We start from the raw sequence: 13,133 nt of genomic DNA, 5'->3' as shown, positions 1-13,133 counted from the left end.
GCTGCGGACCGCCCGGTGCATACGCGCCACGCAAAGGCCCCCGCAGGACGCCGCAGCGTCCCGCGGGGGCAGCGGAACGAGATGCTCAGCCGCCGAGCGCGCCCCCGGCCCCACCGCGCGGCTCCTCCGAGCTGGAGGCCCCGTCGGGGTTCACGTGGATCACGCCGTAGTCGTAGGCGTGGCGCCGGTAGACAACGCTGGGAAGTTTGGTCTCGGAGTCGACGAACAGATAGAAGTCGTGTCCGACCAGCTCCATCTCGTACAGAGCCTGGTCGAGCGACATGGGTGCCGCCGAGTGGGTCTTCTCGCGGACGATGAGCGGTCCTTCGCCCTGCACTTCGAGGGAACCGATCCGGGTGATCGGAACCCCGTTCGCCTTCTCCTCGGAGTACGGCTCGCCGTTCGCGTTCAGCTGGGCGGCGTCCGGCACGACGTCGGCGACCTCTGCCGCCGAGAGCCGGCCCGCGCCCCTGCGGGTGTAGCGCTTGTCGTGCTGCTTGCGCAGCCGGGCCTCCAGCTTGTCCTGAGCCAGGTCCAGCGCCGCGTACGGGTCGGCGGCGGCGGCCTCGGCACGGATCACCGGGCCCCGCGAGCGCAGAGTGATCTCCACGCGGTCGGAACGGTCGGCCTGGCGCGGGTTGTGCTCCTTCGACACCTCGACGTCCAAGCTGATCACCTTGGCGTCGAGCTTCTGGATCCGCTCCGGATTCAGCTTCTCGGCCACGTGCTTGCGGAACCGGTCGGGCACCTCGGTCTTGCGGCCCTTGACGACGATGTCCACGCAGAACTCCGTTCCCGGATAGCTCCGCCCGACGGGGCGAAGCGTCTCCCTTTCGCACCAGACTCCGGTGAAGGCCGGAGCCTCGGACTTGGCGACTTTCACCTCCTCCTCCCCCATCGGCAAGATCCACACCCCACCGACTTCGGAGTCGAGCGACAGCGATGCGTGTGGCCTTAAGGCTCGCCAGTCCTCACAACCGAACATATCCCTCTATGACGGTTGTCGGCACCCGCTACCGGAACATACTTCCGTTCAGGTGGCCATCCACTCTTACTACCTGCAACGATGGGCCTTCCCCGGCAGTTCCAAATCTATTCACGGGATTTTTGCTCTGTCCGAGTTGCGCGGTCGCGGCCACCACCGCCGCACGCGGCGCCGCCCCCTCGCCCAGACCGCCCGCCCGCACCGCCCGCGCCGCCTCGGCCAGCGTGGCCCCCGTGGTGATCAGGTCGTCCACCAGCACGAGCACGGACCCGTCCGTCAGCCGCGCCGCGCCCGGGCGCGCTTGCAGCGCCCCCGCGAGGTTCTCCCGCCGCTGCCGGGCCCCCAGCCCCGCCTGGTCCGCCACCGCCCGCCGCAGCCCCAGTACCGGCGCCACCCGCGCGGGCACCCCGGCCCGCCGCAGCCGCCCCGCCGCGGCCAGCGCGATCCTGCGCGCCGGATCGTGCCCGCGCGCCCGGACCTGCCGCCGCGCCGACGGCACCGGAACCAGCGCCACCTCCCGCCCTGCCCCGCCCGCCGCACCCACCCCGCCCGCCGCGCCGTCGGCATCCGGCGCCGACAGCACCGCGGTCACCGCCCCCGCCAGGGCAGCGCCCAGCACCCCGGCCAACGGCAGCGCCCCGCGCTCCTTGTGCGCCAGCAGTACGGCGCGCGCCGGCCCCTCGTACACGGCGGCGGCATACACCACCGGAAGCCCCCCGGGCCGCGGCAGCGGCCGCGCCCGCACCGCACCGGCCCCGCTCAGCGCCTCCCGGCAGCCGGCGCACACCAGCACCCGCGCGGCCCCGCAGCCCGCGCAGTCCACCGGCAGGACCAGCCCCGCGAGCTCCTGCCACCACCCCCGCATGCCTCCACTGTGGCGGGCCCCGCAAAGGCCCGCCACCCCTGTGGACAACTCACCGGCGCACCGGTCAGCCCGGGTACACCGGGGCCCGGCCGCCCGCCACCGTGCGCCACTGCGCCCCCGGCGGCAGCCACACGATGCCGTCCTCCGAGTACCCCACCACCGGCTTCGGCTTCGACTCGTCCTCCGCAGCCGCCACCGCGACCGCGACGAGCCCGGTGGCCCCCGGCAGGCTCCCCGCGGCCACCGAACCGTCCGCCAGCATGTAACGGGCCTGCACCACCCCGCCGCTCTCCCGGCCCACCACCAGCAGCCGGCCCCGCGGCGCCCAGCTCATCGCCGTCACGTCCGCCATCTGCGGGGCCGCCGGGCGCAGCTCGCGCACCGACACCGCCGAGCCGTCCCCCTTGGGGTCGGGCCGTTCGATCCGCCCCACCCACAGGTTCTTGCGGCGGTCCTTGTTCTCCACGAGCAGCGCGATGCGCGCCCCGTCGGAGGAGGCCTTCAGCGAGGTGATCCGCCCGTCGAGCCCGGCCACCTGCACTTTCTCGGGGGTCCGGGTCCCGCCCGGCACCCGCCACAGCGCCGGATGCTGCGGATCCTGGTCGACGACCCACAAGTCGCCCGCCGCGTCCCAGCTCGGCGCGGTCAGCGTGTTCGGCGCGGCTCCCTTGCCGGTCAGCACCGGCTGCGGCATGGCACCCGCCCCGGTCAGCGGCACGACGTACAACCCGTGCCCGTCCTGGGAGACCACGGCCGCGCGCCCCTCGTCGTACGACACGGCCGCGGAGTCCACCTTGATCGCGGTGGGCGCGGACAGCGGTCCCGGCACCCGCTCCGAACGCGGCTGCTGGTCCTCGGCGGTGACGTCGAGCTTCATCCGGACCAGCCGGTCGTCGTTGTCGACGTAGTACTGGTACTGGGGCGTGCGGGGCCGGTTGGCGATGACGGCCGCCGTCACCTCGGTCACCGAGCACAGCGAGGAGGACTTCTCGTCGGAGCGCAGCAGTTCGACCCGGTCCAGCCGGGAGGCCGTCAGCTCTTTGACCGTGTACAGGAGTTGGGTCGCCATCTTCTGGCACTGCGGCGACGCGACGTTGTCGGCCTTGTCGTTCAGCGGCACCCGCAGCGTGTTCTGGCCGTCGTACGAAAGGGACTTGGTGCCCGGCCGCAGCTCCGTCCCGGTGGGGAAGCTGGACTCGACGACCGGCCCGAGCCACCTGGACGGCCCGGCCAGCAGCGACTGCACGGTCTGCGTCGTGGGGTCCATCCGCGAGTCCGGGTCGCTGCGCTGGCGCACGTACACGGGATCGGCGACCAACGTGCCGCCCGCGAAGTAGTACTTGTTGACCGGCATGTAGATGCGCTGGAAGTCCGACTCGCTCAGCACGAGGCTGCTCGGCGGAGTCGAGATCCGCCACTGCTTGCCCTCCTGCACCAGCTGCAGGAACTCCGCGTAATCGCCGCTCTCCGGCTGGTACGCGCTGCGCTCGTCCACGGTCGCGAGCTTCTTGCCGGTCACCTTCCAGCGGGGCCCGTCCGGATCCTTCTCGGTGCGGACCGGGAACCGGTCGAGGCCGGCCGAAAGCACCGTGACGGCGGTACCGGGCCGCCAGCTCTTCGCGGCTTCCTCGGTGAGGTACTTCCGGGCCGTCTCCAGCTGCGGATCGTCGCTGGTCATCGCCTCCAGGAAACCGTCGACGATCTCGCCCGCGCTGGCCTTGTCGGCGGGCGGTACGCCGAACACCCGGACCTGCGAGTCGACGCCCTGCGAAGCCTGCACCCGGCGGATCTCGCCGTGGTCGGGCATCGAGGCGCACCCGGCCAGCAGCAGCACGGCCACACCGAGCGCGTACGCCCGCAGGCCGCGCAGCCGCCTCCCGCCCTCAGCGTCCGTCGGCATCGGCATCGGCATCAGTTCGGTCCTCCTGTGGTGCCTGCTCGGCCGGCCGGGCCACGACCCTGGCTCCGCTGCCCGGCAGGGCCGTCGGGTCGGCGGGTACGGACTGCACCGAGGCCACCGCCGGCCGCGGCGGTATCGGCGACCGGTCCCCGGCGTCCGCCGGCTGCCGGCGGTCCGCCGCGGCGCCCGCGGCATCGGCGGCGGCCCTGGCCCGGTTGGCCCGGGAATCCTCGGGTTCCAGCGGGATGGGCGAGCCCCGCAGCGGCTCGTCGGCCGTACGCGGAAGGGTCAGGCGGAACTGCGAGCCGCCGCCCGGCTCGCCCCAGGCCTGCAGCCAGCCGCCGTGCAGCCGGGCGTCCTCGACGGCGATGGACAGGCCCAGGCCCGTACCGCCCGTCGTCCGGGCCCGTGCCGGGTCGGCCCGCCAGAAGCGGTTGAAGACACGGGTCGCCTCGCCGGGCTTGAGCCCGACGCCGTAGTCCCGTACGGCGACCGCGACGGCCCCGCCCGCGGACGCCAGCCGGACCACCACATCGCGTCCCTCGCCGTGCTCCACCGCGTTGACGACCAGGTTGCGCAGCACCCGCTCCACCCGCCGGGCGTCGGCCTCGGCGATGACCGGCTGGGTGTCGCCGAGCACCCGGATCCGGGTGCCCTTGCGCTCCGCGAGCGGCTCGGCCCCGTCGATGACGCGGCGCACGACGTCCCGCAGGTCGATGGGCTCCGCCTCCAGGGCGGCCGCGCCGGCGTCGAACCTGCTGATCTCCAGCAGGTCGGCGAGCAGCGACTCGAACCGGTCGAGCTGCCCGGCGAGCAGCTCGGCGGAGCGCGCCGTGACCGGGTCGAAGTCCACCCGCGCGTCGTGGATGACGTCCGCGGCCATCCGTACCGTCGTCAGCGGGGTGCGCAGCTCGTGCGAGACGTCCGACACGAACCGGCGCTGCATCCGCGAGAGGTCCTCCAGCTGCTGGATCTTGTTCTGGAGGTTCTGGGCCATTTTGTTGAAGGCTTCGCCCAGACGGGCGATGTCGTCCTCACCGGTGACCTTCATCCGCTCCTGGAGCCGCCCGGCCGACAGCCGCTCGGCGATCCCCGCGGCCATCCGGACGGGCGTGACGATCTGCCGCACCACGAGCCAGGCGATGGCGCTGAGGAGCACGACGACGAACAGCCCGGCGGTGGCGATGGTGCTCTTGACCAGGGTGAGGGACTCCTCCTCCTGGGTGAGCGGGAAGAGGTAGTACAGGTCGTACGGGTCCCCGTTGATGTCGGTGAGCCGCTTGCCCACGACCAGCGCGGGCTCGGGGTCCTTCTTCTCCCCGGCCCCGGCGGTGTACCGGATCTCCGAGAAGGTCTTGAAGGTGCCGGCCGAGTGGTTGACGGCCCGGCGCAGCTTGACGGGCACGCTGGCCGTCGGATCCACGTTGCCCGAGGCACGGGCGCCCTTGACGCCCTGGGTGCCGGGCAGGATCTGCTCACCGGTCCCGGCGCCGAGCGCGACCACCTCAAAGGCGGTCTGACCACCACTGGCCAGCTGTTTGACCAGCGAGTTCATCCAGGTACTGGCGTCCAGCCCCACCTTGTTGTCGGCGGCGTCGGGCCCGTCCACGGTCGCGGGGGCGTTGGCCTTCTCCTGTGCGACCGCGAACCCGCCCGCGGCCTGGCTCTGCGCCGCCTCCTCCTTGGCGGCCAGGAGGCCCTCGCTGACCTGCGCGATCACCACGAAGCCCAGCGCGAGGACCACGGAGAGCGACATCAGCACGGTGGCGGCGACCACCCGCAGCTGCATGTTGCGCCGCCACAGCCGGACAGCCGGGAGCAGCGGCCGGCGTACGAGGCGTACGCACAGCCGCAGCACGGAAGCACCGGGCGCTCCTTCCTGGAGCAGCCGGCCGGCCCGCAGGCTCCCCCAACGGGAGCCGCCCCGGCCCTTGCCGGACTGCACCTCAGCTGGGTCCGGCCTTGTAGCCGACACCGCGCACCGTCACGACGATCTCGGGGCGCTCCGGGTCCTTCTCGACCTTGGAGCGCAGGCGCTGCACGTGCACGTTCACCAGGCGGGTGTCCGCGGCGTGCCGGTAGCCCCAGACCTGCTCCAGCAGCACCTCACGGGTGAACACCTGCCAGGGCTTGCGCGCCAGGGCGACCAGCAGGTCGAACTCCAGCGGGGTCAGGGCGATGGAAGCGCCGTCCCGCTTGACCGAGTGCCCGGCCACGTCGATGACGAGGTCGCCGATGGCCAGCTGCTCGGGCGCGGGCTCCTCCGACCGGCGCAGGCGGGCCCGGATGCGGGCCACCAGCTCCTTCGGCTTGAACGGCTTGACGATGTAGTCGTCGGCCCCGGACTCCAGGCCCACGACGACGTCCACCGTGTCGCTCTTGGCGGTGAGCATCACGATCGGTACGCCGGACTCCGCCCGGATCAGCCTGCAGACCTCTATGCCGTCCCGTCCGGGCAGCATGAGGTCGAGCAGCACCAGGTCCGGCTTCGCCTCCCGGAAGGCAGCAAGTGCCTTGTCACCGTCCGCTACGAACGACGGCTCAAAACCTTCTCCACGCAGCACAATGCCGAGCATCTCGGCCAGCGCGGTGTCGTCGTCGACGACAAGGACGCGTCCCTTCATGGTTGACATCATCCCATTAGCTAATCGTTACCTGGCGGTGAGCTGTCCCACAGCCAAAAGGGCTGGAAATCGCCCCTCGGACCTGCGTGGAGATCAGGTCGACCAGTCTGCCCCGGATCCGGGTGACAATTGAAGGTACGGGCTGCCGAGGATCCGGGGGGATCGCCGGCCCGTTCGTGTACCCCACGTGGCACGATGGCAGCGACCAGCGCCCCCGCCGCAGCAGGTGCACGTGAAGGAGCGACGATGAACGACTCTCCGGGCTGGGCTTCGCCCGGATCCGATCCGTCCGACGGCGAGCGGCCCGGGGCGCCCACCGACCGGCCGGCCCCCGGCGACTCGAAGTGGTCGGCCGAGCAGCCGCCGCCCGGCCAGTGGACCAGCCCGGCCCCCGGCCAGAACCCGCCCTCACAGGCGCCCCAGCAGCCCCAGCCGCCCCAGCAGGGCCAGGGCTGGGGAGCGCAAGGGGGCCAGCACGGCGGCCCGTACGGCGGCCAGTACGGGCAGTACGGCTACCCCGGCGGCCCCGGCGGCCCCGGCCAGTGGGGCCAGCCCCCCGCCGCCAAGCCCGGCGTGATCCCGCTGCGCCCGCTCGGCCTCGGCGAGATCCTGGACGGCGCGGTCGCCACCATGCGCTCCCACTGGCGCTCGGTCCTGCCGATCACGCTGGTCATCGCCACCGTGGTGCAGGTGCTCAGCCTGCTCGCGCAGAAGTACGCCCTGGGGGACCTCGCCGTCTCGCCGGAGCCCGGTGCGGACCTCGACGAGGCGCTCAACGACGTCGCCGTAGCCCTGGCGGCCCTCGCCGGTGTCGGCTTCATCGCCGCCCTCGGCGGGATCGTGGCCACGGGCATGCTGACGATGGTCTACAGCCGGGCGGTGCTCGGCACCACGTCCACGGTCTCCGCCGCCTGGCGCGAGGCCCGGCCCCAGCTCCTGCGCCTCACCGGGCTCACGCTCCTCGTAGGACTGGGCGCGATCCTCCTCCTCGCCGTACTGGCCCTGCCCGGCATCCTTGCCGACAACCCGGCACTGGCCGTCCTGGGGATCTTCGCCTGGGTCCCGCTGATCGTCTGGCTGTGGATCAAATTCAGCCTGGCCTGGCCGGCACTGATGCTGGAGAAGAGCACCGTCTTCAAGGCCCTCGCCCGGTCCTCCAAGCTGGTCCAGGGCACCTGGTGGCGCATCTTCGGCATCACCGTGCTCACCCAGATCATCACCGGCATCGTCTCGGCGATCATCGTCTGGCCGCTCACCATCCTCGGCATGGCCGTCTACGGCGGCGGCCTGGCCGGGATGGAAGACGGCACCGCCTCCACCGCCTGGGGAGCGCTCGTCCTCTCCGGCATCGGCTCGATCATCGCCCAGACCATCGTGATGCCGATCACGGCCGGCGTCACCGTCCTCCTCTACGTGGACCAGCGCATCCGCCGCGAGGGGCTCGACCTGGAGCTGGCCCGGGCCGCCGGCATCGAGAACTACGGCACGACCGGAGGCTGACCACCCATGATGAGCACGGGGGGCCTCATCACGCGTGCCACGGCGCTCCTGCCGGGCGCCGAGACACCACCGGTCACGACGCCGCGCGAGCCCGCCCAGGAGGCGGCCGAGCGCGAACTGTCCAAGCCGATGTACCACGAGAACGATCCGGGCCTGCTGGACCGCGCCCTGCGCACGTTCCTCGACTGGATCGACGACCTGTTCGAAGCGGCCTCCGGGGCGACCCCCGGGGGGACGCTCGGCCTCGTGGTGATCGTCCTCCTGGTGGTCCTGGCCGTCGGCGCGCTGTGGTGGCGGCTCGGCGCCCCCGCCCGGATCCCCGCCGGCGCGGGCGTCCTCTTCGACGACGGCATCCGCAGCGCCGCCGACCACCGCACGGCCGCGGAGGCCCACGCCGCCGCCGGCCGCTGGACCGAAGCCGTCCAGGAACGCATGCGCGCCGTCGTCCGCTCCCTGGAGGAGCGCACCCTGCTCGACCCGCGCCCGGGCCGCACCGCCGACGAGGCGGCGGCCGAAGCCGCGGTCTCCCTCCCCGACCACGCCGGTGATCTCCGCGCGGCCGCCCGCACCTTCGACGACGTCACCTACGGCGGCCGTTCCGCCGACGCCGACACCTACGCCCGCCTGCGCACCCTCGACCTCACCCTGGACCGTGCCAAGCCGCTCCTGACGGGACCCACCGCATGACCGGCCCCACCCCGCCCGCGGGCCCCCCGACCCCGGCCGCAGCCCCCGGGCCCACCCGGCCCGCAGGCCGGCCCGCCGTCCGGCCCGCCCCGGCCGAAGGCCCCGGCGGCGCCGCGCAGCGGACCCGCCGGCTGCGCCAGGCCAGGTGGCTCCTGGGCTTCCTCGCCGTGCTCGCCGCGGGCGGCGTCGCCCTCGCCGCCCTGAACTCCGGCACCCGGCACGGCCTCCTCGACCCGCGCTCCGCCGACCCCTACGGCAGCAGGGCCGCCGCCGAGCTGCTCAAGGACCGGGGCGTCACCACCCGCGTCGTCACCACCGCCCGCGAGGCCGCCGAAGCCGCCGGACCGCGCACCACCCTCCTGATCACCGACCCGGACCGCCTCGGCACCCGCCAGCGCGGCCTGATCCGCTCGGCCATGGACCTCTCCGGCGGCCGCACCGTCCTCCTCGCCCCCGGCAGCCACAGCCTCACCGACCTGGCCCCCGGTGTCCGCGCCGAGGACGCCACCGGCGCCGACACCCTCACCCCGGCCTGCGGCCTGCCCGCCGCCACCTCCGCGGGCCGCGCCGACACCGGCGACGACCGCCGCTACACCACCGACCTGCCCCGGGCCACCGCCTGCTACCCCAGCGACGGCCGGCCCACCCTCCTCGTCCTCCCGGCGGGCGCCGGCGGCGACACCGTCCTCCTCGGCTCCGGCACGATCCTCCTCAACGAGAGCCTCGCCTCGGAGGGCAACGCCTCCCTCGCCCTCCAACTCCTCGGCTCCCGCCCGCAACTCGTCTGGTACATGCCGTCCCTCGCGGACTCCGACCCGGGCAGCGGCACCGAAGCCGACCAGGACAAGAGCCTCTTCGAACTCGTCCCGGCCGGCTGGTCCTGGGCCCTGCTCCAGCTCTTCCTGGCCGCCGCCCTCGCCGCCCTGTGGCGCGCCCGCCGGCTCGGCCCCCTGGTCACCGAGAAACTGCCCGTCGTCATCCGCGCCTCCGAGACCACCGAGGGCCGCGCCCGCCTCTACCGCAAGGCCGGGGCCCGCGACCGCGCCTCCACCGTGCTGCGCGCCGCCACCCGCGAACGCCTGGCCGCCCTGGTCGGCGTACCGGCCTCCCAGGCCCACGACCCCGCCACCCTGGTTCCCGCCGTGTCCGCCCGGCTCGGCGACGGCGGCCACGACGTGACCACCACCCTCTTCGGCCCCACTCCCTCCGACGACGCGGCACTCGTCGCGCTCGCCGACCACCTCGACGCCCTCGAAAGAGAGGTCCGTACGTCATGACGTACCCGGCCACCGAGTCCGCCGCCGCGGACAGCGCCCGCGCTTCCCTCGAAGCGCTCCGCACCGAGATCGGCAAGGCCGTGGTCGGTCAGGACTCCGCCGTCACCGGCCTGGTCGTCGCCCTGCTGTGCCGCGGCCACGTACTCCTCGAGGGCGTCCCCGGCGTCGCGAAGACCCTCCTCGTACGAGCCCTCGCCGCTTCTCTCGAACTCGACACGAAGCGCGTCCAGTTCACGCCGGACCTGATGCCGAGCGACGTCACCGGCTCCCTCGTCTACGACGCCCGGACCGCCGAGTTCTCCTTCCAGAACGGCCCGGTCTTCACCAACCTCCTCCTCGCGGACGAGATCAACCGGACCCCGCCCAAGACCCAGTCCTCGCTCCTGGAAGCGATGGAGGAGCGCCAGGTCACGGTCGACGGCACGCCGCGCCCGCTGCCCGAGCCCTTCCTCGTGGCCGCCACCATGAACCCCCTGGAGTACGAGGGCACGTACCCGCTTCCGGAAGCCCAGCTGGACCGCTTCCTCCTCAAGCTCACCGTGCCGCTGCCGTCCCGCGCGGACGAGATCGGTGTCCTGACCCGGCACGCCGCCGGCTTCAACCCCCGTGACCTGCATGCCGCGGGCATCCGCCCGGTGGCCGGCCCGGCCCAGCTCGAAGCGGCCCGCGAGGCCGTCGCCAGGGTGTCCGTCTCCCCGGAGATCGCCGGCTACGTCGTCGACATCTGCCGTGCCACCCGCGAATCGCCGTCGCTGACCCTCGGCGTCTCCCCGCGCGGCGCGACGGCCCTGCTGGCCACCGCCCGCGCCTGGGCCTGGCTCACCGGCCGCGACTACGTCACCCCCGACGACGTCAAGGCCCTGGCCCTGCCGACGCTGCGTCACCGCGTCCAGCTGCGCCCGGAAGCCGAAATGGAAGGCGTCACGGCGGACGCGGTCATCACCGCGATCCTCTCCCACGTCCCCGTCCCGCGCTGATGGCCCTCACCGGACGCACGGCCCTGCTGGCGGCCCTCGGCAGCATCCCCGTCGGCATCCTCGAACCGAGCTGGACGGGGATGCTCGCCGTCAACGGCCCGCTCGCACTGGCCTGCGCGCTCGACTGCGCCCTGGCGGCGCCGGTCCGCGGCCTGCGCCTGTCCCGCTCGGGCGACACTTCGGTGCGGCTGGGCGAGCCGGCGGAGGTCCACCTCACGCTCACCAACCCGAGCGGCCGCCGGCTCCGGGCCCGCGTCCGCGACGCCTGGCCCCCGAGCAGCTGGACCCCGGGCACGGAAACGGCCGCCTCCCGCCACAGGCTGGACGTCCCCGCCGGGGAACGCCGCCGCATGACCACCCGCCTGTTGCCCACCCGCCGCGGCGACCGCCAGGCCGACCGGGTCACGATCCGCTCGTACGGACCGCTCGGCCTGTGGGCCCGCCAGGGCACGCACACGGTCCCCTGGACGGTCCGCGTCCTGCCGCCCTTCACCAGCCGCAAGCACCTCCCCTCGCGCTTGGCGCGCCTGCGGGAACTGGACGGCCGTACGAGCCTCCTGACCCGCGGGGAGGGCACCGAGTTCGACAGCCTCCGCGACTACGTCCCCGGTGACGACACCCGTTCCATCGACTGGCGGGCCACCGCCCGTCAGCAGAACGTGGCGGTCCGCACGTGGCGTCCCGAACGCGACCGCCACATCCTGATCTGCCTGGACACGGGCCGCACCTCGGCGGGCCGCGTCGGAGACGCCCCCCGCCTGGACTCCGCGATGGACGCGGCCCTGCTCCTCGCTGCCCTGGCGACCCGCGCCGGCGACCGCGTGGACCTGCTGGCCCACGACCGCCGCCCCCGCGCCCAGGTCCAGGGCCGCCCGGCCGCCGACGTCCTGCCGTCCTTCGTCAACGCGATGGCGACGCTCGAACCCGAACTGGTCGAGACGGACTCCCGCACCCTGGTGTCAACGATCCTGCGCAGTGCCCCGCGCCGGTCCCTGGTGGTCCTCCTGACGAGCCTGGACGCGGCGCCGATCGAGGAGGGCCTGCTGCCTCTGCTTCCGCGCCTCACGCAGCGCCACACGGTCCTGCTGGCCTCGGTGGCGGATCCGCACGTGGCGGAGATGACCGCGTCCCGCGGCAGCGCGGAAGCGGTCTACGAGGCCGCGGCGGGCGCCCAGTCCCAGGCGCAGCGCCGCCGCACGGCCGACCAGCTCACCCGCCACGGCGTCCACGTCGTCGACGCCACCCCGGACACCCTGGCCCCGGCCCTGGCCGACGCCTACCTGGCCCTCAAGGCCGCCGGCCGCCTGTAACCCGCTGCGCCGATCCTCCTCACGCGTACGCTGGCCGGGCACCCGCCAGGAGGACACCACGGCCGACCTCACCCCCGAGCAGATGCGCCGCTTGCACGATTTCGCGGAGCGGCTCGCGGAGCTGGCCGAGCACCAGGAGGACCGGTGGAAGGTGCAGACCACCGATGGTCAGATCGTCCTCACCATGATGAGCCCCACCGCTCCCCGCGGGCTCAACGTGGTGCGACTGCGCCGTCAGATCGAGGCCCAGACACCTGAGGTCATCGCCCTCAACGACACGAACATGGGGGATCCTCAGACCGGCCTGACCAAGGTCCCCGACCTCATGGTCATCGCGGAAGAGGACACCGACGACATGGCGAAGGTCGTCAGCTCCCGCGATGTCCTGATGGTGGTGGAAGTCGTCTCACGCACGAATTCGCTCACTGACATCCGCGACAAGCTGCACGACTATCCAAAGATGGGTGTTCCGCTGTACGTCGTCGTGGACCCCCGCAAGGACAAGCGGACCGTGACTGTGCACAGTGATCCCTCAGCAGGACCGGACGGCGTCCGCTTTCGCAAGACGGTGCCCTACGCCTTCGGGGACACCGTCACCGCCGGCCGCTGGACGCTCGACACGAGCAGCCTCAAGAGCTACCCCGCCGACTGGTGAATGCGCGGGGCCGCCCCAAACGGCGCGAGCCCCTGAACGCAGAAAAGCCCCGCACCGGGCCCGAAAGGGCTGGTGCGGGGCTTCCCGCAATGATTGTTCGGCGGCGTCCTACTCTCCCACAGGGTCCCCCCTGCAGTACCATCGGCGCTGAAAGGCTTAGCTTCCGGGTTCGGAATGTAACCGGGCGTTTCCCTAACGCTATGACCACCGAAACACTATGAAATTCAGAACGCTGGCACCGACACAGCCGTTCGTTATTTCAGAACTAACACAGTGGACGCGAGCAACTGAGGACAAGCCCTCGGCCTATTAGTACCAGTCAGCTTCACCCGTTACCGGGCTTCCACATCTGG

The 13,133-nt window shown here is 72.9% G+C and carries 11 protein-coding genes and 1 rRNA gene; 6 read left to right on the top strand and 6 right to left on the bottom strand.

Annotated elements, in window-relative coordinates:
- Window positions 1–85 precede the first annotated feature (85 nt).
- The 5 genes from hpf to mtrA form a co-directional block, all read right to left on the bottom strand.
- The gene (hpf, locus tag ACZ6I1_RS11560; RefSeq protein ID WP_469286258.1) at window positions 86–781 is read right to left on the bottom strand and encodes a ribosome hibernation-promoting factor, HPF/YfiA family; all 696 of its coding nucleotides are present in this window, start codon (window positions 779–781) and stop codon (window positions 86–88) included.
- A 232-nt stretch (window positions 782–1,013) separates the two neighbouring features.
- Window positions 1,014–1,850 carry a ComF family protein gene (locus ACZ6I1_RS11555; RefSeq protein WP_469285899.1) on the bottom strand — a complete coding sequence of 279 codons (837 nt, stop codon included), beginning with the start codon at window positions 1,848–1,850 and terminating at the stop codon, window positions 1,014–1,016.
- Between the two features lie 64 nt (window positions 1,851–1,914).
- The gene (locus tag ACZ6I1_RS11550) at window positions 1,915–3,750 is read right to left on the bottom strand and encodes an LpqB family beta-propeller domain-containing protein (RefSeq protein WP_469285897.1); all 1,836 of its coding nucleotides are present in this window, start codon (window positions 3,748–3,750) and stop codon (window positions 1,915–1,917) included.
- Window positions 3,734–5,695 carry an MtrAB system histidine kinase MtrB gene (gene mtrB, locus ACZ6I1_RS11545; protein WP_469285894.1) on the bottom strand — a complete coding sequence of 654 codons (1,962 nt, stop codon included), beginning with the start codon at window positions 5,693–5,695 and terminating at the stop codon, window positions 3,734–3,736. Before mtrB ends, ACZ6I1_RS11550 begins: the two co-directional genes overlap by 17 nt.
- Window position 5,696: 1 nt before the next feature.
- Window positions 5,697–6,386 carry a two-component system response regulator MtrA gene (mtrA, locus tag ACZ6I1_RS11540; RefSeq protein ID WP_189747360.1) on the bottom strand — a complete coding sequence of 230 codons (690 nt, stop codon included), beginning with the start codon at window positions 6,384–6,386 and terminating at the stop codon, window positions 5,697–5,699.
- A gap of 234 nt (window positions 6,387–6,620) precedes the next feature.
- On the opposite strand from mtrA, the gene ACZ6I1_RS11535 reads away from it, so the two are divergent.
- The 6 genes from ACZ6I1_RS11535 (at window position 6,621) to ACZ6I1_RS11510 (ending at window position 12,780) form a co-directional block, all read left to right on the top strand.
- A complete protein-coding gene (locus ACZ6I1_RS11535) occupies window positions 6,621–7,874 on the top strand; it encodes a hypothetical protein (RefSeq protein ID WP_469285892.1) in 1,254 nt (417 codons plus the stop codon).
- A 6-nt stretch (window positions 7,875–7,880) separates the two neighbouring features.
- Window positions 7,881–8,561, top strand: a complete 681-nt coding sequence (locus tag ACZ6I1_RS11530) for a DUF4129 domain-containing protein (protein WP_469285890.1) — start codon at window positions 7,881–7,883, stop codon at window positions 8,559–8,561.
- Window positions 8,558–9,838, top strand: a complete 1,281-nt coding sequence (locus ACZ6I1_RS11525; RefSeq protein ID WP_469285888.1) for a DUF4350 domain-containing protein — start codon at window positions 8,558–8,560, stop codon at window positions 9,836–9,838. Before ACZ6I1_RS11530 ends, ACZ6I1_RS11525 begins: the two co-directional genes overlap by 4 nt.
- Window positions 9,835–10,815: an AAA family ATPase gene (locus tag ACZ6I1_RS11520; RefSeq protein WP_469285886.1), complete on the top strand. Its 981-nt coding sequence runs from the start codon at window positions 9,835–9,837 to the stop codon at window positions 10,813–10,815. The genes ACZ6I1_RS11525 and ACZ6I1_RS11520 overlap by 4 nt, the downstream gene beginning before the upstream one ends.
- Entirely contained in the window at window positions 10,815–12,125 is a 1,311-nt protein-coding gene (locus ACZ6I1_RS11515; protein WP_469285884.1) for a DUF58 domain-containing protein, read from the top strand. Before ACZ6I1_RS11520 ends, ACZ6I1_RS11515 begins: the two co-directional genes overlap by 1 nt.
- Window positions 12,126–12,207: 82 nt before the next feature.
- Window positions 12,208–12,780 (top strand): Uma2 family endonuclease, encoded by a 573-nt coding sequence (locus ACZ6I1_RS11510; protein WP_469285882.1) that lies wholly within the window; start codon window positions 12,208–12,210, stop codon window positions 12,778–12,780.
- Window positions 12,781–12,875: 95 nt separating this feature from the next.
- Here ACZ6I1_RS11510 and rrf read toward each other — a convergent pair.
- Window positions 12,876–12,992, bottom strand: a 5S ribosomal RNA gene (rrf, locus tag ACZ6I1_RS11505).
- Between the last annotated feature and the right edge of the window lie 141 nt (window positions 12,993–13,133).

This window comes from Streptomyces sp. NPDC046303 (assembly GCF_055588085.1).
Note: the sequence above shows the minus strand (reverse complement) of the source record. Positions and strands in the feature narration are given on the sequence as shown.